This is a genomic window from Phyllobacterium sp. SB3 (assembly GCF_040009165.1).
GTDB lineage: Bacteria > Pseudomonadota > Alphaproteobacteria > Rhizobiales > Rhizobiaceae > Phyllobacterium.
Genome location: NZ_JBDYKI010000002.1, coordinates 619,208 through 640,089 on the forward strand (window position 1 = coordinate 619,208; position 20,882 = coordinate 640,089).

A 20,882-nucleotide genomic window follows, 5' to 3' on the forward strand; every position below is an offset into this window, starting at 1 on the left:
TCACGATGACCGATACCGCGTCACTCATACTTGTAGTCGGCCTGCCATTCCTGGGCAGTCTTTTGGCTGCCGTTCTGCCTTCGAATGCCCGCAACGCCGAGGTATGGCTGGCGGGTATTGTCGCTTTGGCGGTATTAACGTTGACATGCACTTTTTATCCGGGCATTTCCGCTGGCGAGACAGTTCGCAGCCAAACTGAGTGGATTCCGGCACTTGGACTGAGTTTTTCTCTGCGAATGGACGGATTTGCCTGGCTGTTCACCATGCTGGTGAGCGGTATTGGCTTTCTTGTTGTGGTTTACACCCGCTATTACATGTCGCCGGACGATCCGGTGTCGCGGTTCTACGCGTTCTTCCTGGCATTCATGGGAGCAATGCTTGGCATCGTCAATTCAGGCAACCTGATCCTTCTGGTTGTCTTCTGGGAAATGACCGGCATATTTTCGTTCCTGCTGATCGGTTACTGGCACCACAACGCCAATGCGCGCACTGGTGCCCGTATGGCACTGACCATTACCGGTATTGGAGGGCTTGGCCTGCTGGTGGGCGTGTTACTGATCGGGCATATCGTCGGTAGTTATGATCTTGATCATGTGCTGGCATCGGGAGACATGATCCGTTCTCATGAACTCTATCTGCCCGTCCTGGTTTTCGTCCTCCTGGGGGCTTTGACAAAGAGCGCCCAGTTTCCTTTCCATTTCTGGTTGCCAAGCGCAATGTCCGCTCCGACGCCTGTTTCCGCGTATCTGCATTCGGCGACGCTGGTTAAGGCCGGCGTATTTTTGATGGCAAGGTTCTGGCCAGTCCTCGCGGGTTCTTATGAGTGGTTCTGGATCGTCGGGCTGGCAGGGATGATGTCGCTGGTTCTGGGGGCATATTTCGCCATCTTTCAGCAGGATATAAAAGGGTTGCTTGCATATTCGACCATCAGTCACCTTGGCCTGATCACCCTGCTCCTCAGCCTTGGCAGCTCGCTTGGGGCAGTCGCTGCAATTTTCCATATGATGAATCATGCCATATTCAAGGCTTCTCTCTTTATGGCTGCGGGCATTATCGACCATGAAAGCGGTACCCGCGACATGCGGCGTCTGAGTGGTCTTTTCCGCTTCATGCCCGTTACTGCGACACTTGCCATGGTGGCAAGCGCATCAATGGCTGGGGTGCCACTCCTCAACGGGTTCCTTTCCAAGGAAATGTTCTTTGCCGAAGCCATCGAAACCCATGCCAATTCCATTCTTGACACCGCCGCGCCCTATGCTGCCGTGCTGGCCAGCGCATTCGCTGTCGCCTATTCGGTTCGCTTTATTCACGGGGTATTCTTCGGACCACCTGCTGCAGATCTGCCACGCCAGCCGCATGAACCGCCATTCTGGATGCTGTTTCCGATACTGCTGCTCGTCATAGCCTGCCTTCTTATCGGTATTTTACCCGCTTTGACCGTTGGCCCTTTTCTCCACATTGCAGTAAATTCGGTCCTCGGCGCGCAGACGCCCGAATACAGTCTGGCCATCTGGCATGGATTGACGCTTCCCCTTGTCATGAGCGGTGTTGCACTTATAGCGGGCATTATCCTGTACATTCTTCTGCGGAACTATCTGGCTCGGTGCAAAGACGGTCCGCCCATATTCCGTCACATCAGGGGCCAGCGCATTTTTGAACTGGTACTGGTGACGATTTCATGGCGCGGGGCGCGTTATCTGGAAAGCCATCTCGGCACACGACGTTTGCAACCGCAACTCCGTATGCTGGTTGTTGTGGCCTTCGTCGCCGCCTTGGGACCGCTGTACAGCCTCGGCTTTGACCCCGGTCTCTTCACATGGGCAGGAGCCGACCCGATCTTTCTTGCCATGTGGATGATAGGCATAGCCTGTTCGATCGGCGCCGCCTATCAGGCAAAATTCCATCGTCTGGCCGCACTTATTCTTCTTGGCGGTGCAGGTCTGGTTACATCCGCAACCTTCGTCTGGCTTTCCGCGCCGGATCTTGCACTCACTCAACTACTGGTCGAAATTGTAACCATGGTGCTCATTCTGCTTGGCCTGCGCTGGCTGCCAAAGCGCCAGTTGAACGATATGGCTGATTCAGGAAAAACAAGATTCAACTTTTTCCGCTTCACCGATCTGGTTCTAGCCCTCTTCGTGGGTGCCGGAATGACAATGGTTGCCTATGGCGTAATGATGCGCGCCTCGCCCGAAACAATTGCAGATTACTTCCTGGAACGGGCATATAGCGAAGGTGGAGGTAAAAATGTTGTCAACGTCATCCTGGTCGATTTTCGCGCATTTGATACCTTTGGAGAGATCACCGTTCTTGGGGTGGTTGCGTTAACGGTTTTTGCACTGTTGCGCCGCTTTCGTCCTGCCGCTGACAGTGTAGAATCTCCTGAACAGCAAAAGACACAGTTGGCATTCGACGAAGCCCAGCCGGATCGCCAGTCAGGCGATACGGTGAGCGACTACCTCATGATTCCTGCTGTCATCATGCAATGGTTGTTTCCGGTCATTATTGTGTTCTCCGCATATCTCTTCGTTCGTGGTCACGATCTTCCAGGTGGGGGCTTCGCGGCCGGGATCGCCATGGCTGCTGGCTTTTTGCTGCAGTATATGGCGCTGGGTACGCGGCTGGCCGAGGACAGGCTGAAGGTTCTGCCAGTCGTCTGGATTGGCTGCGGCCTGCTTTTTTCAGCGTTTGTTGGCGTTGCCTCTCTGGTACTGGGCTATCCCTTCCTGACGTCGCGCTCGCTCTATGTTGACCTGCCCTTGCTGGGTCAGGTGCCTGCGGCAAGTGCGACGCTGTTTGATCTCGGTGTGTTCTCGCTCGTTGTTGGTGCAACAGTATTGATGCTGATTGCTCTCGCCCATCAGTCCATTCGCAGTCTGCGAGCCGCCCGCGCCGCCACGCCTGCAGCCGGGGAGAAAGCCTGATGGAATTTATCCTCGCAGTTGCTATAGGCGTCCTCGCAGGATCAGGTGTCTGGCTGCTTCTGCGCTCCCGCACCTATCAGGTCATCATCGGGCTTTCCCTGATTGCCTATGCCGTCAATCTTTTCATCTTCAGTATGGGAAGGCTTCGAATGAATGCGCCACCCGTTCTGAAGTCCGGAGCGGGTATCAATCCCCTGGAATACACCGACCCTCTACCGCAGGCGCTTGTCTTGACAGCAATTGTTATAGGTTTCGCAACAACAGCGCTGTTTCTTGTCGTTCTGCTTGTCTCGCGCGGGTTGACGGGAAGTGATCATGTCGATGGCAAGGAACCAAACTAATGCGGTGGACCGATCATCTCATGATCCTTCCGGTAATACTGCCATTGACGACGGGAGCATTCCTGCTGTTGTTTGATGAACGGCGGCATTTTTTCAAGGCAACCGTGGGTGTTCTCTCGACCCTGACGCTGCTGATAATTGCTATTATGCTTCTGAATGCTGCAGCTGCAGCAGCCCCATCTGCCGACGGTGTTTACCTTCTCGGCAACTGGCCGGCACCATTCGGCATTGTTCTTGTCCTTGATCGGCTTTCAGCCTTGATGCTCCTGTTAACGGCAGTGCTGGCGGCATCATCCCTGATTTTTTCGCTTGCCCGGTGGCACAAGGGCGGCCCGCATTTCCATACATTGTTCCAGTTTCTTCTGATGGGCGTTAACGGCGCATTCCTTACCGGGGATATCTTCAACCTTTTTGTATTCTTCGAGGTCATGCTGGCAGCCTCCTACGGCCTGATTTTACATGGTTCAGGGCAACTGCGCGTCAAGGCCGGATTGCACTACATCGTTATCAATCTCGCTGCTGCCTCTCTGTTCCTGATCGGGGTGAGCCTGATTTACGGCGTAACGGGGACATTGAACATGGCTGATCTGGCTGTTCGCGTCCCCTTGGTTCCGGCAAGGGATCGAATGCTTCTGGAAGCTGGTGCTGCGCTGCTTGGCGTGGCTTTTCTGGCCAAGGCAGGCATGTGGCCGCTAAGTTTCTGGCTACCTGCGGCCTATACCGCAGCAGCAGCGCCAGTTGCAGCTGTGTTCGCGATCCTGAGCAAAGTCGGAATTTATGTCATCTTGCGACTGTCGCTGCTGCTGTTTGGCGCCGATGCCGGCGTGTCCTCCGGATTTGGCGCCTCCTGGCTGTTGCTGGGCGGCATGGCTACGCTGGGCTTTGGCGCGATCGGTGTGCTTGCATCCCAGAGCATGGGCCGGCTGGGCGGTTTCACCGTCCTGGCATCCTCGGGCACATTGCTTGCAGCCATCGGCATGGCAGATGTCGCAGTAACGACGGGCGCTTTATATTATATGGTCAGCTCAACGCTGGCGATCAGCGCGTTCTTCCTTTTGACAGAATTGGTGGACCGGGCGCAGGACATCACAGCAAATGTTCTGGCAGTTACGCGGGAAGCATTCGGTGACGAGGAGGAAGCCGTTGATGAAGAAGTTGGTATTGCCGTTCCGTCTACGCTCGTCATTTTGGGTATTTGTTTTGCCGCCTGCGGCCTTCTTCTTGCGGGGCTACCGCCTCTTTCGGGATTCATTGCCAAATTCGCGTTATTAACCGCGCTGTTCAATCCGGGCGGCCTTGGTGCAGGTGCCGCCATTTCAACTATGACCTGGGTATTGGTAACATTGCTTATCCTCTCGGGCTTGTCAGCGCTCATCGCTATGACGCGCGCAGGTATCCGGATATTCTGGGCTCCAATTGAAGGGACAGTTCCGAGGGTCCTTATCTCGGAACTATTGCCAATTGTTCTCCTCCTCATGCTTTGCCTTCAGCTTGCGGTACAGGCTGGCCCGGCGATGGGCTACATGGATGCTACTGCCAGATCGCTGTATGATCCCCAAAACTATATTCGTGCCGTTATGTCCGCGCCAAAAGCACTCACGCCTGAAGGAGCAGATCAATGAGCCGCTGGCTCCCTCACCCATTCCTGACATTGTTCTTGCTCATTGTCTGGATCATGCTCAATGGATTGTCGGTCGCCCATTTTGTGCTTGGAAGTCTCATCGCTTCTGGTGCGTCCCGGGCAATGGCGGTGCTGCAACCGGCAAAACCCCGATTGAGCCGTCTGGATCTGATCGTACGATTGTTCCTCGACGTACTGATTGATATTCTGCGGTCCAACATCGCTTTGACGGGGATTCTGCTCCGCGGCAAAAGAACGGCACGGGTGTCAGGCTTCGTCTCTGTCCCTCTGGAACTGCGCGACCACAATGCTCTGGCGGTACTGGCTTGTATCATTACCAGCACCCCTGGCACTGCCTGGATTGAGTATCAGTCCGCCAATAGCAGTTTACTGATTCACGTCCTCGACCTGATGGACGAACGGCAATTGATAAAGCTTATCAAACAGCGTTACGAGCAGCCTCTGATGGAGATATTTGCATGAGCAGCGCCATCCTTTTCTGGTCCCTCACGGTCGCGCAGGGTTTTCTTGTCCTCGCCATGACCTGCGCGGTGCTTCGTCTTGTCATCGGGCCGCGCGCTCAGGATCGGGTTCTGGGTATCGACACGCTTTACGTCAGTGCCATGCTTCTTCTTCTGACCTTCGGCATTCGTACGGGTACCTCCATATACTTCGAATCTGCCCTTGTCATTGCGCTTCTGGGATTTGTTTCCACGGTGGCTTTGGCCAAATTTCTCATGCGAGGGGAAGTCATTGAATGACCCATGGCGACATCCCTATATGGGCCGCTTTGCTGACGGCGTTTTTCGTTCTTGTGGGATCAGGGCTGACGCTTCTGGGAGCAATCGGCCTCCTGCGGCTGCAGAGCTTCTATGAGCGAATCCATGCACCCACTCTCGGTACGACATGTGGAACTGGAGGCATTCTAATCGCTTCAGTCATCTACTTCACCATCCTCCAGTCAAGACCTGTCGTACACGAGATACTGATTGCCTTGTTTATAACCATAACGACACCGATTACACTTATGCTGCTTGGGCGGGCCGCTCTCTATCGTGACCGGACGGAAGGCAATGAAGGTGTCCCCCCATTTGGCATCAAGGCCGATTTGCCTCGATCCGCACGGGATGGGCCTGAACACTGAGCCTTATATCAAGTATTGTCGCGCTGTTTTGGCCGTTCGTTTTTGTATCCCGACCCCTTCGGGCCTGAACGGACAGCCAACCATTGCTTTGCCGCAATGACGATTCCCAACAGCACCGGGCCTGCAAGCACGACGAGCACCCACACATATTCAATCATGGTTTCTGTACCGTCTGAAGGACTTTCATTATAGATGAACGAAAGTCAGCACCTTATGTTCCGGTCCATGCGTTGCATCCTGCATATGCTTTTTGTCGCCGTCTGCTCACCTTGCATGCGCAGCTCAACAGAGTTTCGGTTACCTGTGATTAGATACTCTCGGGGGATATCAGATTGATGGCCTCCGCCTTGATGGCACGATAGACATGATCAGCAAGCAGGATTGCACCTCGCCGTTGAGTGTGTGGCGGACACAGGGTCCATTGCTGGTTCGAATTTTTGTACAACGTCCATCCAGAAACAACCACCAAGGGCAGAACGATATCAAAACGCGCGGAGCCGTCCGATTGAACTTCAAAATTTTCAATGCAGATTTCATCTGTTGTCAAGAGACCAGACCTTGGAACATTTGTGAAACAACAAGTAATATATGCGATGCCAACTTACTATACTAACAGCCTGAACAATGGAGTTGTATCGATATCACTTTAAATGAACAAGACACGTATATGAGACCAAATGGAGTGTGCGCTTCTATACATTGTTCGGAAGGGTTGGCTTGGCTTTGACTGGTTACGATAATTGGAGGCACTTCGCCCGGGAATGGCAATATACGCGGGGCTTTCCACATCGATTTGACTGACTGGACAAAGCCATTGTGGCAATATTGCCTGTCCAACTAGCGCTGCCACCATTCCGAGCCGGCGTGAAGAATCACTCGAAATACTCGGACTGAAGGCGTATAATGGACATATCCGGTTACAGGAGGGTCATTTCGATGAATGATCTAATCGCTTTTATGTCTCTGACAACTATCGGCCTAATACTCGTCACCAACCTCATAGTGACAGTCTACGAATAAATCGGCAATGCAGTGGCAGCCCTGTCTTGGCGCTGGCTGTTGGCGTCCCGATTTATCTCGGATGCGAACCTGAGTTGCCTTTGGGTATGGCAGATCATTTCACCATTGGCCAAAATTCCCCGGTGATCAATCCACGCGATTGTGCTGGACAGCGGTTACTTCAGACTGTCCATTGGCACCTTGTCCATGTCGGTGAAGCTCATGTTGTCACCTGCCATTGCCCAAATGAAGGAATATCGCCCGGTACCGGCACCTGAATGGATTGACCAGCCCGGAGACAGAACCGCATCATGGTTTTTGAGCACAAGATGCCGGGTTTCGTGAGGCTCTCCCATAAAGTGAAAGACGCGCGTCGCCTCTTCCATCCCGAAATAGAGATAGACCTCCATTCGCCTGTCATGCAGATGTGCCGGCATGGTGTTCCAGACGGAACCAGCCTCAAATATGGTTAGTCCCGCTAATAGCTGGCAGCTTTCACAGACATCCGGGTGTAGATATTGGTTGATCGTCCGCGCATTGGCCTCTTCAGCAGAGCCCATGCGCACCTTTTTTGCCATATCGGGTGTAATGAGGACGGTCGGACAGACCCTGTGTGCCGGAGTGCTTAGAAGATAAAATTCGGCGGGATTATCCTGGTCGTCACTTTGAAAAAACAGTGCCCCCTGCCCCATGCCGACATAAAGTGAATCTTGAAACCCAAGTCGATATTCGACACCGTTGATGACGACCTTCCCACTTCCCCGATGTTCAGAATAGCGGCTTCGCGGCGCTCGAGGAACCGACTGGTCCCCGTTTCCTTGACATGATCGATTATCAGGGTTTCGCTTGTTGGAACAATTCCACCGACGATCATCCGATCAAGATGGCTGTAGGTGAGATTGATGCTGCCTTTGGAAAAAAGTCCTCCTGCGAGAAATCCTTCTCGCAATCCTTGCGTATTGCGCCTTGCGGCATCTTCCGGGCCAACAACCTGGTAAACATTTACAGAAATTGTCACGGCATTTGCCCCTTGATGTTTTAATAGCAAGTCAGGTGAGGACGACGTATTCGGTCAGCTGACTAATCGTGGTGTCTGCCTTCTTCACATCGAAAACCTTGGTCCCATGGCTCATGATCACAAAACGGTCACAGACTTGGTAAGCGTGATAAAGATTATGGGTCACCAGGACACTCGACACGTTCTCTGCCTTCAGCTTCAGCACCTGCGCGAGCAGTGCTTCTGTTTCGCGCACGGACAAAGCCGACGTCGGTTCGTCGAGTAGCAGTACGCGGCGCTTGAAGAACACGGCGCGGGCGATGGCGACCGCTTGCTTCTGACCGCCCGAAAGGTCACCCACCAGTTTGTCGGGTGAATCGATACCGGAAATGTGGACGGCTTTCTCCAGCACCTCCATAGCGATTTCACGCATCTCGGTCTGTTTCAGGAATCCAAACGCATTAACACGCTCTCGCCCCATAAAAATGTTACGCGTGATCGACAAAGAATCCACGAGCGCAGTGTTCTGGTAGATTGTTTCAATACCTGCATCGGCGGAGTCGGAGCGGCAGGTAAACATTGTTTTCTCACCGTCGATGGTCAGGTGACCGGTGGTCGGTTTCTGTATCCCCGAAATGAGGTTGACCGTAGTCGATTTGCCGGCGCCGTTGTCGCCCAGGAGACCAACAACCTCACTGTGGCCGACGTGGAAATTCAAGTCACTTAGCGCGGTCAGAGCGCCGTAACTCTTGGAGATATTATGCAGTTCCAGAAGGTGTGACGAGGACATCATGCAGCCCCCCGGCGTTCGATGAGATGATTGAAGGCGGCAGCGACCACTATGAGGGTGGCGATGAACATGTCGAGATAGAAGCCCGGCGCTCTCAAAAGGAGAAGTACATCGGTGATGGTGTGGATCAGCATGACACCAAGAAAGATGCCAATGATCGAACCGCGACCGCCGCTTAAGGAAAGTCCGCCGATAACACAGGCTGCAATCGCCTGTAGCTCAAGCCCTGCTCCCTGCCCTGGCTGAACGCTGCCGACACGTGCAGTCGCTATGATTCCCGCAACGGCTGCCATGCCGCCAGCTATGGCGAAGGCAACAAGCTTCACACGGTCGGTATTAATGCCGATAGCCGTTGCCGCTGGCCTGTTACCTCCCGTTGCAAAAACGTGGTTGCCGAATTTGTGGCGGTGCAGCAGCAGATAAAAGCCCACCACGAACAGGATAATCCAGATGAAGGCAGCGTTCACGCCCAGGAACGTACCGGCAAAAAGGCTGGTAAAGATTGGCTCTGGGTCAAACCGCACCTGGACGGCACCATTATAAAGCAGCACAGCACCACGCCAGAACAGCAAGCCTCCCAACGTGACGATGAATGACGGCAGGCCGAAACGCAGTGTGATCGTCCCGTTAAGCAAGCCGATCAAAACGCCTGTAAGAATTCCTAGTGGTGCGGCAATAAAAGCGCTCACATCAGCATTGACCAGCGTTGCCATCAAGATTGCAGTGAATGTGTATACGGAACCGATAGACAGATCGAATTCGCCCGCGATCATCAGGATGCCTGCGCCAAGCGCCAGGCAGCCCAGCACCGGTATGGCTTTCATGAGGATCGTCAGGTTCTGGGGCGATAAATAACGAAAGTCGTCGGGATAGGCGAGCGCACCGACGATGCAGGCGATCTGCAGAGTGACGAAAACCAACAGAATGGCGCCCGCCGGCATCGTCATAATCTGTTTGAGCAGCGATTGTTTTCGGATGCGCGATTTCGGCACGGCACTGTCGGTCATGGTGATGGTCACAGTCGTTACTCTGTTGCAGGGATGGCGGAAGACCTTCCGGCGCAAAGCCGAAAGGTCTTTCAGGCGTGGCGCCCTATCGGTAGCTGCCGATCAGCGGCTTGACCGAACTGATGCGCGATTTATCGAGAAAGGCACCTTGACCCGTGTCGACATCTGTCGGCGTCAGACCGTATTTTTTCGCAAGCGCAATCTGGGCAATAGGATAGTAGCCCTGCAAGTAGGGTTGCTGGTCCATCGTTGCGAACATCGCACCAGATTCTACGGCGTTGACGATTTCCACCGCAAGATCGAACCCGCCGAAGGGGATGTTCACACCGGCATCCTTAATTGCGCCTGCCCCGACCGTCGAGGTGACAGAGCCGGTTCCGAACAGCGCCTTGACGCCGGGATTTGCAATCAGAAATTGAGCAATGATGTTCTGCGCTTCAGCTGGATCGAGGCCTGAACGAACTGTCTCGACCTTGATGCCTTTTTCCGTCATCGCCTTCTCGATGCCACCACCCCTCGCCACCGCGAAGCTTGCCTCGGGAATTTCGCGCGGGTTGAATACGACATCACCTTCCTTCAGGCCGAACTGCTCGATCATGCGATTGCCAAGCTCATAACCCGAGGCGAATTCGTCCATTCCCACATAAGCCTGGCGACAATTGCCCTTGGCGCCATCGAGATCGTCATTGTTGAAGCCAATAACAATAATGCCCGCCTTGACGGCAGCACAAATACTGGCATCAAAAGCATCTGAACTGGAAATCGCAACGGCGATGCCGTCAACGCCGCTGACGGTGGCGCTTTCGATCAGGTCGTTCTGACGAACAGGATCATTGTTGGCGTATTGCACATCGAGATCCACGCCGAACTGTGCCGCGGCATCCTGTGCACCTTTCACCACCGGATTAAAGAACTGGACACTCGGATCGAGGTAGATGATCATCGTTGCCTTGACATCCGCCGCTACTGCGGTAGATGTGAAGGCCATAGCTGCGCAAGCTGCGAGCATTGCGGTTTTCATTTTGGTCAATGTCATTTGCGTATCCTCCCTATGGATGTGCAATCGGGTCGAAAGACCCATATCTTGGCTGGCGAGCTCCGACCAAAGATCGCGCCAGTCAAGATGTTCTCCTCCCCCTCAGTTTGATAATCCGTGTTATCCGAACCAAGGATCCGGTCGGCCCAAGGTCACATGAATGCCCTTGAACTGCGAATATTCATCAAAACCGTAACGGCCAAGCTCACGGCCCAGGCCGCTTTTTTTATAGCCGCCAATCGGCAGTTCCGGTGCTCCGTCGATGATGCTGTTAATCCAGCACCTTCCGGCCCGGATGCGCCGGATACTTTGCAGCGCATTCTCCAGATTGGTCGACCACACGCTCGCTGACAGACCATATTCCGAGGCATTTGCCAAAGCGACAGCTTCATCTGCCGTCTTGAATGTCAGCGTCGAAAGGACAGGCCCAAAGATTTCTTCCCGCGCAATCGACATATCGGCCGTGACACCGGAAAAAACCGTAGGTGCATAGTAGAGACCGGAATCTTCACCGACCCGCACCCCCCCGAGCAGCAGTTTCGCGCCTTCGGCTTGCCCTGCTTCGACGTAGGAATGCACTTTGGCGGCATGCGCTTCCGAGATGATGGCACCAATTTTGGATTGCTCGTTCAGCGGATCACCAAAGGTCACCTTGCGAGAAATATCGAGAAGACGCTCCAGAAGTTCATCGCGGACATTTTCCTGCACAAGCAACCTGCTTCCGGAGATGCAGCACTGGCCGGCATTGTGATAAACGCCGTAGGCGATGCCGTCGGCCGCGGCTTCCAGGTCAGCATCGGCAAAAACGATCTGCGGACCTTTGCCGCCAAGTTCGAGGCCAACGCGTTTAACGCTTCGCGCAGCAATTTCACCGAGCTTCGTGCCAACCCGGACTGAACCTGTAAAGGCGATCATATCGGTACCCGGGTCTTCAGCCAGAACCTGACCCGCCGGATCGCCATATCCCGTGACAACGTTGAACACGCCCTCTGGAATACCGGCCTCGCGTGCCAACTCCGCCATTCGGATTGATGTGCCGGAGGTGAATTCGGAGGGTTTAAGCACCACCGTGCAACCGCCGCCAATCGCCCATGGCACCCGTTCAGACGCGATAATGAATGGGAAATTCCAAGGTGTGATAATACCAACGACGCCTACGGGTTCCCGCAGCACGAGACCGAGCCGATTGTCACCGATGTTGTTGTGAGTTTGGCCCTCCAACGCACGCGCCTGGCCAGCCGCATAGGACCAAAGATCAGCACAAAAGGTGATTTCGCCTCTCGCCTGCGCGATTGGCTTGCCAACCTCAAGGCTCTCGATCAGCGCGATTTCTTCTACGTGGGCAAGAATGAGCTCAGCTGTCTTGAACATCAAACGGGAACGCTCGGCACCAGACATCGTCGGCCAAGGTCCCGTGTCGAAAGCGCGCCGAGCCGCGGCGATCGCTGCCCGGACGTCGTCAGCAGAAGCATCGGGCCACGTGCCGACTATAATTCCGGCATGACCCGGACTAACCCGGTCAATGGTTTTTCCGGAAGCTGCATCGACGGACTTGCCATCAACAAGCATCTGGTACCGCGATCTGCTCTGTAATCGCGGATCACTGGAATTCGGGCTTATAAAATTCGGGTATATCGTCATTTATCTACCAGGGCTTTGGCCCCAGCTCCTCCATATCGCCCGGCGTACATTGCGCCGCGCTTGTGTTCCCTTTTAATTGTATGGTACTGTATGGTGGTTATTGATGATTGTCAACGAGACCGCAACGGCGAAAAGCATGAACCTCGAAACCTTGAAGATCGACACTGGTGAAACAACTGCCGCACAGGTGGAACGCGATTTGCGCGAGGCGATCATTTGTCTCGATCTCTCACCGGGCTCACGGCTTTCCGAACAGGAGATTGCCAATCGCATGGGGGTTTCCCGGCAGCCGGTACGAGAAGCGCTGATCGCGCTCGGTAAATCCAAGCTTGTTGAAATCAGACCTAACCGAGGAACGGTTGTTGTCAAGATTTCGGCTCGGCAGATGATGGAAGCTCGTTTTGTGCGAGAGGCGATCGAGGTTGCCGTGGCACGGCGCGCAAGCGAGAGCTTCGACACATGGACCCGCCGAAAGCTTGACGGTATTCTCGACAGGCAGAGAACCGCCATGGAAGCACGGGATCACAACGCCTTCCGAAGGGAAGACGAGCAGTTTCATATGGCTATTGCAGAAGGTGCCGGTTGTGGCTTAGCCTGGAATGCGATTTCCGATATCAAGGCGCATATGGATCGTGTCTGCAACCTGCAGCTGCGCAATCCAGCTTCTATGAGCAATCTGATACTGCAGCATGAAATGATCGTCACCGCCATTGATATGAAAGATGCCGATACCGCAGGGAATGCCATGCAATTGCATCTGAACGGCATCTTGAATGATTTGCCGCAAATCGAGGCAGATAATCCAGGGCTTTTTGACTAGAAATCAAGAGCACGCTCCACGATATCAGCAATTGATCGATTTTCGTGTCGTGCCAGCCGGTGTGCGAGACCGCGAGCGCGGGCACTTCATACAGATAGTTGGGGTTCTGCCATTACAGTCTCCTTTCGTTCGCATACAGCACAGAACAAATAAGCCATCAAAATGGCAATTGATTGCTTGATGGTATCAGCATCGAGCAGACTGAATTAGTTCAGAATATGCCGATAGCGTCTGAATCCGGATCAACCGGAAGGCCGATGGAGCGGGTGGCCGTGGCATGAATATCTGCCAACAAATGCTCTTTCCCCACCTTGCGTCCAACCACATTTCATGCCGCATCAATGACGTGTCCTTATTCCGTGCTGCAATTAAGTGCGGGGACGGAACAGTTCGGCGTTCTTATCCAAGGGGCAGATCGACATTCATCTCGGCATCCGCGAGCATGATCTCGAACGCGGACGCCTCACTTTTAACGAACGCTAATCTTATAAACTTTTCATAAGCCTGACCACCTTGGACCGCTCCCTGCAGCAGTTCAAAGGTCAGCTGGTATTTTCCGGCACCGAGCACCGTCGTCCGCTCATCCATGATCGACCCGATAACCACGCGATCTTGCAGCAAGTAGAACGTGACCAAAATTACCCGCGTTGGCTGACCCGGCAGTTGAGTGTTGTCTTTTTCGGTAAGCACCTCAACAAAAGCCGTGCTTCCGTCTGGCACAGCAAAGGAAACACAGCCTTCACGCCGTGAAAACCCTTGCGTGTATTGACGACCGTTCCAGCCATTAAAAGGGTTCTCCAGATCGGGATCGAACACTGCGATCTGCGCATAGCTTATGGTGAGCGAAAAGCGCTCGGTCGTGTTTATGCTGGCGGATACTCATCCGGCTGCTTGCCGGGCTCACGAGGAAACCTGCCTGTTGCGGCCTGTCGGCGAGCATCAGCACCTGGTCAAAAGTCCGATCCTGTTCCGCTCAAAACGACCAATCCGCTTACCTGCCTGCCATCAACTAAACCCCTGCCTGTCGACAAGCGATTATACAATGATACTTATTTCAGTTCCAGATGACCAGACTTCTCTGGCAAAGCAATGGAAAACTGAAGTCCCGTCGATGCTGGTCACCGACATCGCTTATAAACGCATCCTAAAAATTTCTATTACTGACATTACACCCACAGTATAACTGCAGTGACGACAAAAACACCCCGCTGTGAGCTGCCGGCAATTGAACAATCGGCCGAGATCGCCTCTGGCTCCAATTGCGCAACGCTGCGGCAGTTCGGAAATATGGAAGAATAAATCGTAATGCGCTTATTGCTTGTAGAGGACGATCCGATCCTGGGTTCTTCCCTCAAACGTGCCTTTGAAAGGCACGCCTATGGCGTTGACTGGTATCGGGATGGCGAGGCAGGTCTTGCCGCCCTGGAGACTTTTGTTTTTTCTGTCGTCGTTCTTGATATCAATTTGCCCAAAATAAATGGATTGAAGATTTTGCAAACCGCTCGGCAGGGTGGCAACAAGGTCCCGGTCCTACTTTTGACTGCTCTGGATGGGACACCACATAAAGTGGATGGCCTCGACAGCGGTGCCGACGACTACCTCGTCAAACCATTTGACCTCAATGAACTGCTGGCAAGGGTACGAGCGCTTGTACGAAGAAGTGAAGGACGAAGTGACGGTACTCTCAAGTGTCATGATGTTGAACTGGATCCTGCAGCCTTGGTTGTCTACAAATTGGGTACGCAGATTCCAATGACGGCGCAAGAATTCAAGATGCTGAAGCTTTTAATGGAACGAGCGGGGAAGTATGTGACGAAGAGCGACATCGAATATGCACTCTATGACGCTACACGAATTATCGAGAGCAACACAATTGAAGTCATAATCTATTCCTTGCGCAAAAAGTTAGGCAGTAGTTTCATCCACTCTATGCGCGGTGTGGGGTACATGGTGGAAAAATGAAAAGCTCAACACTTACACGTCAGCTTTTCCTCCGAACCGCGCCCATACTGCTCATTGCCATAGCTGCGATCAGCTTCTTCGCTTTCAAGAGCGCCACAAAGGAGATCAATCATGTCTACGATGCTCAACTGATAAACGACACGAATATTCTGTGGTCATTGTTTCAGAAGAATGTAGATCAGAACGATGACGGCCAGCCCGAAGAGATCAAGGGGATCGATTTGAATATGGCCAGTCAGATCGCTATCAATGACGAGGCAGACGACTATGCCTACGCCCATATGTTCCGCCTATGGAAAGATGGCCATATCCAGCTTTTCTCCAGCACTGCCATTCCCGCCGAGATACCCATACAACCGCCAGGCTTTACGAATGTTCAATATGAGGGCGAGGAGTGGCGTATTTACTCATTACCAGTGTCGCAAACATCAATTGTTGTCGAGGTGGGGGGGAAAACGGCGTTGCGTCAAGCGCTTGTTACAAGGATTATGCTCAACCTTGTATTTCCGCTACTCGTTCTCTTTCCTACGATCACATTGCTAATTTGGATAGGCATCAAGCGAGGGCTGCGTCCGATTTATGGATTGGTCCAGGAAGTACGCAGCCGAACACCTGACGCCATGTCGCCGCTTTTTCTTGGCAATCTGCCACCTGACCTTCATCCTCTCGGTTTATCGATCAATCAGTTGCTGCATACACTTGAACGTTCTTTACAATCAGAGCGTCGGTTTTCTGACCTTGCCGCCCATCAACTCAGGACGCCACAGGCTGGTATAAAACTACTATTGCAAATGCTTGCCTCTGCGGACAGTGAAGAGGATCGCAGGAGTATCGCTCTTGATCTTGTCAGGAGCAATGACCGTGCAATGCGCCTGATTGAACAGTTGCTGCATACCAGCAGAGTCAATCACTATCAGATGGTTCTTTCACCAATCAATCTCTACAATAGCGTTGCTGCGGTTATGGCTGAAATGGGATATCACGCAGCAGCAAAACGACTTGATCTGTCCCTGCAAGGCTCCGAAAATGCCGAGGTTCTTGCGGATGACGTTCTTTTACAATTGATGGTCACCAATCTGATTGATAACGCTGTAAAATATACACCGGTGGAGGGCCGGATCGAAGTCACGATTGCCTCTCATGGTCCAAACTGGCACCTCTCGGTTATTGACAATGGTCCGGGTATCGCCTCTGACCAGCAGGAAACCGTGTTTCAACGATTTCATCGAGGCGATACGCTCGAGACTGAGGGAGCCGGATTGGGATTGGCGATCGTTGCCGATATCGTCAGGCGATTTTCTGCCAGCATTATCCTGAAAGAACCGCGGTCTGGACAAGGTCTTTGGGTGGAAGTGCATCTGCCCCGCGCCTAACTGGCTGAATATTGCGAGCGCCGGTGTACCTCCCTCATACAGGTTGATGTGCACCGTCCTCCAGCGCGGTTATTTTGCTCAGGCAGCAATAATGGCCCCTTTTCATCCGCCTGCCAGCATTTCAGTTTCAGTTCAGTTTCACCTCATCAGGACTTCATCACAATTTGCTAGGTGACTAACAGCAATGAACGGAAGACTTGATGAATGCGAAAGACAGCTGTCGTGGTTGGCAACGGGACGTTGCCTGGTGATCGTTCGCAAACCATCGATGCAGCAGATTTCATAGTACGATTCAACGAGCCTAAATTGTCGGTGGGGTTGAGTGGCACGCGCACGGACCTTCTGATCCTTGCAACCTCGAGCAAACCCATGCAACGACGGTTGAATGATCTTTCCTTTACGCAAAGCCCCACGTTCAAGGCAGCAAGGGAAGTCATGCTTGCCTATCATCCAAGCATTATTCGAAAGTATCATCCCAAACCGAACATTCTATCGCAACTCAAGGGCAGACGATCTGATTGGACAGAAAAAACCATAGAAATCGTAGGAGGTGCCGGAAAAGAAATACGCATCATGCCGCCGCAATTTTATCTTGCCGGTTGTGCTGAACTTGGATTGTCGGAATCAGAAATGCATACCATTTTTCCAAGCACCGGTTATTTCGGTATCCGGTATGTCCTTCAAATGTTTCCACCCGCGGAGTGGGATATAAAACTATGCGGCTTCAGTTGGGAAGGCTGGAAGCGTCACAGCTGGGACGCTGAAAAGCAGTGGGTTGAACGCAATATAGCGACTGGGAAAACCAGTATACTTGAATGACGTACTTCATGCGGTCACGCCGTGTACATTGAGCATGGTCGCAGAGATCAGAAGCCGTCCTGGCAACTACTCCTCTGCACGGCAAATACTGGCAACATGATATCAATGCCGCCTGTAGATGTGTCATTCAAGAAGTACAATCAGCACTTCATCATCAAAACCGCGCGGTGTCCTTTGCTGACCAGAAGACGATTGGCCGATATTTTTTGTCGGGCGGCATCATTTGATCGAAGAACCGGACCATTTTCAAACAGACAAAAAAGGGCGTTTCATTATGGAGAAGGTGGACACTCACGCTGAGCACATTGGCTTTGTGACATACCACTACGATACGTCTGCAAGACCCCGGGGATCGACAGCTCCGCAGCCAAACATCAGCTGCGTCCAATCCACGAAGAACTTCGAGATAAAGGAATTTACTATGGATCGATCGCTTAATGTTTTTATAGGGTGGGACTCGCGTGAGCCAATCGCATATGAAGTTGCCAAAAGCACCTTGCTCAAACACGCATCAATCCCTGCGCGGGTTACGCCAATAAAACTCGCTGATCTCGTTGAGCAGGGTGTTTACACGCGCGAAGTTGATCCGCTGGCCTCGACAGAGTTCACCTATTCACGTTTTTATACACCCTGGCTCGCTGGCTTCAAGGGGTGGGCGCTTTTTTGTGATTGCGATTTCCTGTTCTTTTCCGACGTCGCCGGGCTATGGGACTACAGGGATGATTCAAAAGCTGTGGTCTGTGTAAAACATGACTATACACCCAAGGCAGCCTCGAAAATGGATGGCAAAGTCCAGACAAATTATCCACGGAAGAACTGGTCATCTTTTATGTTGTTTAACTGCAGTCATCCGTCCACCCGCAGGTTGACGCCGGAAGTGATAAACCGCGAAAGTGGCGCCTATCTACATCGCATGCAATGGGCCAACGACAATGAAATAGGCGAGATTCCACTTGAATGGAACTGGCTGGAGGGATGGAATGAAAAGCCTGCCAGCGGATATCCGAGCGCCGTTCATTTTACCAATGGCGGCCCTTGGTTCAAAGATTGGCAGAATGTAGACTATGCTGACGAATGGCGTTCGGCGGCCAGTGAGATCGATGGCGATTGGGAACTGGTCTAGGCGCTCGGGAGCTTTTGGTTATGGTTATAACGCAGAGCCAGAAAAATGATGCTGCAGGTTATTGTCGAGCAAGCCTGGCAAGGAAGGCTGAATATCTCAATCCGGTCAGCCTTCTCTATTTATAGTAAATAGAATGCATCAGATGTGAGTGGTCCGGTTGCCGATTCCAGAGTGATCTGAAAATCTGTAGCGAGATCTCCGTCGAGATCAATCTGGACAAGCGTTGATTCCAGATTCTGGACAAGATTTAGCTGCCCGGCCTCGCCGGTAAAGTCACGATATCCAAGAAATGAGAGGTCCTCAGGCTGTTGAGTGATCCAGTTGTCGGGTCCATAAAATTCGGTGAGATCAATACGGTCGCCTTCGGTAAAGGAAAAATCCCTGATGAGGCTGGCCGTTCCATAATTGAACACAAACACATCCGCTCCCGCACCGCCCTGAAGAAAATCTCCTCCGTCGTGATCGACAAGAACATCGTCACCTGCGCCGCCGGATATGTCGTCGGCCCCCCCACCACCGGTCAGGTGGTTGTCGTCATCACTGCCTGCGATAACGTCATTGTAGCCTGAGCCGATGACATTCTCGATACTGACAAGTGTGTCACCGTTGGCATCGGCGCCATAGACCCGGCCGGTAGCGAGATTGATGTTTACACCAATTCCGAAATGCCCGCCGCCGCCATAAGGCTGACCAATGTATTGTACGGTATCCGAGCCCTCACCGCCGTCAATATAGTCAGCACCCTTATAGCCGGTAAAGGTATTGTCGTTGCCGTCCCCGATGAGGGTATCGTGGAATTGCGTGGCCATGACATTTTCAATGTTGGTGAACGTATCTCCCGGGTCGAGTGCTCCTCCGGAAGCAGTTCCCTCTGCAAGATTGACAATTACAGCGCCAGGAACGCCATCATACGAACGCAGCGATATTGTGTCAGACCCCTCTCCTCCATCGAAATGGTCGGCTCCCGGTTCGTTGGCAAAATAGTCATCACCGGCTCCGCCCATCAGGAGGTCGTCGCCGTCACCACCTTCCAACCGGTCGTCGCCATCACCGCCATAGAGGGCGTCGTTGCCATCAAATCCCAGAAGCAAATTGTTTGCATCATTGCCGATCAACACGTCGGAAAAATCGCTACCCCGTATGTTTTCTATGTTGCGGTAAATATCACCCTCCGCGATCCCGCCGTGACCGAGACCGTTCTGCAAATCGACCCTTACGCCGGTATCGGCAGCACGATAATCAACATAGTCTCCGCCAAGCCCGCCATCCATGAAGTCAGCGCCGGCATCACCGTAGAGGATGTCCTGTTCGTCCCCTCCAAAGAGAGCGTCATCGCCATCTCCACCGTAAAGCCTGTCGCTCATGCTGCTGCCAATGAGCGTGTCGTTACCGGCATCACCGTAAAGCTGGTCACCATCCCTGTCGCCGCCGGTGGTCGAGCTCTTGCCTTCACCGCCACTGATTAAAACGTCATCACCATCACCGCCATGAAGACGATCATTGCCAAACCCGGAGGTAAGGATATCGTCGCCGGCTCCGCCAACCAGCAGATCATCCCAGCCTACGTCGCCCACAGCGGTATTAAGCCAGTCATCACCATCGCCGCCCTCCAGATGATCGCCGCCTCCGCCTCCATTCAAGACATCATCACCGCCATGGCCGAACAAGGTATCGTGCCCACCATACCCGTTGATCCGATCGTCTTCGCCAGTACCATCCAGAACATCGTCCCCTTCTGTTCCATCGATTGTCGCGAGGGAAAGCACGACATCCTCACGCGCGGAAACGGTCACAGTAGAAATTTCTTTCTGGTTTTCTGACGAATTTAAATGATTCCAGCTCGCAGTCATGCCTTATCCTCCAATTGCCAGCAGGTATTTATAGTAAACAATAACAGAATTTGAAAGCAAGCAGGTTTAACCGGTAGTAAATCGAGATTCAACCAATATAGTATGCAGGAGTTATTCTATTCTACGGGTAAATTAATTTTAATATTAAAATAAATATTGATAGAGTTCAGCGCGCCGCTCAGGCACGGTACCATGGACAATACAGGCGTACTGTAAAGTTGACGGGGTTTTCACCGAGCGGTTTTAGTATGCGGGTTATGAAACCAATTGTTCGAGATGCAATAAACCCTTGCCATCAGTAGCGCGACCGAGCGGACACGCATACCTGCTTCCGCGCTCCGCGAGCTTCTCGACAAACCGAAACCCTGGCCATACGGAGAACAGGATGGGGACCTTCCTGCCAATTACCCGCTTCATCGTGGAAGCAGAGCAGAC

Annotated in this window: 19 protein-coding genes and 3 pseudogenes; 12 read left to right on the forward strand and 10 right to left on the reverse strand. The window is 52.8% G+C overall.

The window, feature by feature from the left end; genetic code table 11:
- Window positions 1–5: 5 nt before the first annotated feature.
- The 6 genes from ABKW30_RS09445 to mnhG are packed head-to-tail and all read left to right on the forward strand — an operon-like array spanning window position 6 to window position 6,030.
- The gene (locus tag ABKW30_RS09445) at window positions 6–2,924 is read left to right on the forward strand and encodes a monovalent cation/H+ antiporter subunit A (RefSeq protein ID WP_348598619.1); all 2,919 of its coding nucleotides are present in this window, start codon (window positions 6–8) and stop codon (window positions 2,922–2,924) included.
- Entirely contained in the window at window positions 2,924–3,265 is a 342-nt protein-coding gene (locus ABKW30_RS09450; RefSeq protein ID WP_348598621.1) for a Na+/H+ antiporter subunit C, read from the forward strand. Before ABKW30_RS09445 ends, ABKW30_RS09450 begins: the two co-directional genes overlap by 1 nt.
- Window positions 3,265–4,887 (forward strand): monovalent cation/H+ antiporter subunit D, encoded by a 1,623-nt coding sequence (locus ABKW30_RS09455; protein WP_348598623.1) that lies wholly within the window; start codon window positions 3,265–3,267, stop codon window positions 4,885–4,887. The genes ABKW30_RS09450 and ABKW30_RS09455 overlap by 1 nt, the downstream gene beginning before the upstream one ends.
- Entirely contained in the window at window positions 4,884–5,369 is a 486-nt protein-coding gene (locus ABKW30_RS09460; protein WP_348598625.1) for a Na+/H+ antiporter subunit E, read from the forward strand. The genes ABKW30_RS09455 and ABKW30_RS09460 overlap by 4 nt, the downstream gene beginning before the upstream one ends.
- Window positions 5,366–5,647 (forward strand): K+/H+ antiporter subunit F, encoded by a 282-nt coding sequence (locus ABKW30_RS09465; protein WP_348598627.1) that lies wholly within the window; start codon window positions 5,366–5,368, stop codon window positions 5,645–5,647. Before ABKW30_RS09460 ends, ABKW30_RS09465 begins: the two co-directional genes overlap by 4 nt.
- A complete protein-coding gene (mnhG, locus tag ABKW30_RS09470) occupies window positions 5,644–6,030 on the forward strand; it encodes a monovalent cation/H(+) antiporter subunit G (protein ID WP_348598628.1) in 387 nt (128 codons plus the stop codon). The genes ABKW30_RS09465 and mnhG overlap by 4 nt, the downstream gene beginning before the upstream one ends.
- Before the next feature lie 8 nt (window positions 6,031–6,038).
- On the opposite strand, the gene ABKW30_RS09475 is transcribed toward mnhG, so the two are convergent.
- The 6 genes and pseudogenes from ABKW30_RS09475 to ABKW30_RS09500 all read right to left on the reverse strand — a co-directional run bounded on the left by ABKW30_RS09475 (window position 6,039) and on the right by ABKW30_RS09500 (window position 12,494).
- Window positions 6,039–6,188 carry a hypothetical protein gene (locus ABKW30_RS09475; RefSeq protein WP_348598630.1) on the reverse strand — a complete coding sequence of 50 codons (150 nt, stop codon included), beginning with the start codon at window positions 6,186–6,188 and terminating at the stop codon, window positions 6,039–6,041.
- Window positions 6,189–7,205: 1,017 nt separating this feature from the next.
- Window positions 7,206–8,047, reverse strand: a pseudogene (gene kduI / locus ABKW30_RS09480) (5-dehydro-4-deoxy-D-glucuronate isomerase).
- A 31-nt stretch (window positions 8,048–8,078) separates the two neighbouring features.
- Complete coding sequence (locus ABKW30_RS09485) at window positions 8,079–8,816, reverse strand: ATP-binding cassette domain-containing protein (RefSeq protein ID WP_348599000.1); 738 nt, start codon at window positions 8,814–8,816, stop codon at window positions 8,079–8,081.
- Window positions 8,816–9,835, reverse strand: coding sequence for an ABC transporter permease (locus ABKW30_RS09490; RefSeq protein WP_348598631.1), 1,020 nt, complete (start codon window positions 9,833–9,835; stop codon window positions 8,816–8,818). Before ABKW30_RS09490 ends, ABKW30_RS09485 begins: the two co-directional genes overlap by 1 nt.
- Before the next feature lie 73 nt (window positions 9,836–9,908).
- Window positions 9,909–10,859 carry a substrate-binding domain-containing protein gene (locus tag ABKW30_RS09495; RefSeq protein ID WP_348598633.1) on the reverse strand — a complete coding sequence of 317 codons (951 nt, stop codon included), beginning with the start codon at window positions 10,857–10,859 and terminating at the stop codon, window positions 9,909–9,911.
- A gap of 120 nt (window positions 10,860–10,979) precedes the next feature.
- Window positions 10,980–12,494: an aldehyde dehydrogenase family protein gene (locus ABKW30_RS09500; protein ID WP_348599001.1), complete on the reverse strand. Its 1,515-nt coding sequence runs from the start codon at window positions 12,492–12,494 to the stop codon at window positions 10,980–10,982.
- Window positions 12,495–12,603: 109 nt separating this feature from the next.
- On the opposite strand from ABKW30_RS09500, the gene ABKW30_RS09505 reads away from it, so the two are divergent.
- Window positions 12,604–13,320 (forward strand): GntR family transcriptional regulator, encoded by a 717-nt coding sequence (locus ABKW30_RS09505; RefSeq protein WP_348598634.1) that lies wholly within the window; start codon window positions 12,604–12,606, stop codon window positions 13,318–13,320.
- 2 nt (window positions 13,321–13,322) lie between these two features.
- On the opposite strand, the pseudogene ABKW30_RS09510 reads toward ABKW30_RS09505, so the two are convergent.
- From ABKW30_RS09510 to comJ, 3 genes and pseudogenes are all read right to left on the reverse strand, one after another.
- Window positions 13,323–13,433 (reverse strand): annotated as a pseudogene (locus ABKW30_RS09510) (plasmid stabilization protein); the annotation flags it as partial.
- Window positions 13,434–13,534: 101 nt separating this feature from the next.
- A pseudogene (locus ABKW30_RS09515) lies at window positions 13,535–13,704 on the reverse strand (IS110 family transposase); the annotation flags it as partial.
- A gap of 15 nt (window positions 13,705–13,719) precedes the next feature.
- Window positions 13,720–14,136 (reverse strand): competence protein ComJ, encoded by a 417-nt coding sequence (gene comJ / locus ABKW30_RS09520; protein WP_348598636.1) that lies wholly within the window; start codon window positions 14,134–14,136, stop codon window positions 13,720–13,722.
- A gap of 19 nt (window positions 14,137–14,155) precedes the next feature.
- On the opposite strand from comJ, the gene ABKW30_RS09525 reads away from it, so the two are divergent.
- The 5 genes from ABKW30_RS09525 to ABKW30_RS09545 all read left to right on the forward strand — a co-directional run bounded on the left by ABKW30_RS09525 (window position 14,156) and on the right by ABKW30_RS09545 (window position 18,597).
- Complete coding sequence (locus ABKW30_RS09525) at window positions 14,156–14,503, forward strand: hypothetical protein (RefSeq protein ID WP_348598637.1); 348 nt, start codon at window positions 14,156–14,158, stop codon at window positions 14,501–14,503.
- A 122-nt stretch (window positions 14,504–14,625) separates the two neighbouring features.
- Complete coding sequence (locus tag ABKW30_RS09530) at window positions 14,626–15,282, forward strand: response regulator transcription factor (protein ID WP_348598639.1); 657 nt, start codon at window positions 14,626–14,628, stop codon at window positions 15,280–15,282.
- Window positions 15,279–16,655 (forward strand): ATP-binding protein, encoded by a 1,377-nt coding sequence (locus ABKW30_RS09535; protein WP_348598641.1) that lies wholly within the window; start codon window positions 15,279–15,281, stop codon window positions 16,653–16,655. The genes ABKW30_RS09530 and ABKW30_RS09535 overlap by 4 nt, the downstream gene beginning before the upstream one ends.
- Window positions 16,656–16,859: 204 nt before the next feature.
- Window positions 16,860–17,474 carry a hypothetical protein gene (locus ABKW30_RS09540; protein ID WP_348598642.1) on the forward strand — a complete coding sequence of 205 codons (615 nt, stop codon included), beginning with the start codon at window positions 16,860–16,862 and terminating at the stop codon, window positions 17,472–17,474.
- Window positions 17,475–17,895: 421 nt separating this feature from the next.
- On the forward strand, window positions 17,896–18,597 hold the full coding sequence (locus ABKW30_RS09545) for a glycosyltransferase (protein WP_348598643.1): 702 nt from the start codon (window positions 17,896–17,898) through the stop codon (window positions 18,595–18,597).
- A gap of 119 nt (window positions 18,598–18,716) precedes the next feature.
- Here the strand turns inward: ABKW30_RS09545 and ABKW30_RS09550 are convergent, their stop codons facing one another.
- Entirely contained in the window at window positions 18,717–20,447 is a 1,731-nt protein-coding gene (locus tag ABKW30_RS09550) for a calcium-binding protein (RefSeq protein ID WP_348598645.1), read from the reverse strand.
- Between the last annotated feature and the right edge of the window lie 435 nt (window positions 20,448–20,882).

What these genes read in the sequence shown, in the direction of transcription:
- ABKW30_RS09445 (WP_348598619.1), top strand. Translation starts at nt 6, where the DNA reads ATGACCGATACCGCGTCACTCATACTTGTAGTCGGCCTGCCATTCCTG.
- ABKW30_RS09450 (WP_348598621.1), top strand. Translation starts at nt 2,924, where the DNA reads ATGGAATTTATCCTCGCAGTTGCTATAGGCGTCCTCGCAGGATCAGGT.
- ABKW30_RS09455 (WP_348598623.1), top strand. Translation starts at nt 3,265, where the DNA reads ATGCGGTGGACCGATCATCTCATGATCCTTCCGGTAATACTGCCATTG.
- ABKW30_RS09460 (WP_348598625.1), top strand. Translation starts at nt 4,884, where the DNA reads ATGAGCCGCTGGCTCCCTCACCCATTCCTGACATTGTTCTTGCTCATT.
- ABKW30_RS09465 (WP_348598627.1), top strand. Translation starts at nt 5,366, where the DNA reads ATGAGCAGCGCCATCCTTTTCTGGTCCCTCACGGTCGCGCAGGGTTTT.
- mnhG (WP_348598628.1), top strand. Translation starts at nt 5,644, where the DNA reads ATGACCCATGGCGACATCCCTATATGGGCCGCTTTGCTGACGGCGTTT.
- ABKW30_RS09475 (WP_348598630.1), bottom strand. Translation starts at nt 6,188, where the DNA reads ATGATTGAATATGTGTGGGTGCTCGTCGTGCTTGCAGGCCCGGTGCTG.
- ABKW30_RS09485 (WP_348599000.1), bottom strand. Translation starts at nt 8,816, where the DNA reads ATGTCCTCGTCACACCTTCTGGAACTGCATAATATCTCCAAGAGTTAC.
- ABKW30_RS09495 (WP_348598633.1), bottom strand. Translation starts at nt 10,859, where the DNA reads ATGACATTGACCAAAATGAAAACCGCAATGCTCGCAGCTTGCGCAGCT.
- ABKW30_RS09505 (WP_348598634.1), top strand. Translation starts at nt 12,604, where the DNA reads ATGATTGTCAACGAGACCGCAACGGCGAAAAGCATGAACCTCGAAACC.
- ABKW30_RS09525 (WP_348598637.1), top strand. Translation starts at nt 14,156, where the DNA reads ATGGTGAGCGAAAAGCGCTCGGTCGTGTTTATGCTGGCGGATACTCAT.
- ABKW30_RS09530 (WP_348598639.1), top strand. Translation starts at nt 14,626, where the DNA reads ATGCGCTTATTGCTTGTAGAGGACGATCCGATCCTGGGTTCTTCCCTC.
- ABKW30_RS09535 (WP_348598641.1), top strand. Translation starts at nt 15,279, where the DNA reads ATGAAAAGCTCAACACTTACACGTCAGCTTTTCCTCCGAACCGCGCCC.
- ABKW30_RS09540 (WP_348598642.1), top strand. Translation starts at nt 16,860, where the DNA reads ATGCGAAAGACAGCTGTCGTGGTTGGCAACGGGACGTTGCCTGGTGAT.
- ABKW30_RS09545 (WP_348598643.1), top strand. Translation starts at nt 17,896, where the DNA reads ATGGATCGATCGCTTAATGTTTTTATAGGGTGGGACTCGCGTGAGCCA.
- ABKW30_RS09550 (WP_348598645.1), bottom strand. Translation starts at nt 20,447, where the DNA reads ATGACTGCGAGCTGGAATCATTTAAATTCGTCAGAAAACCAGAAAGAA.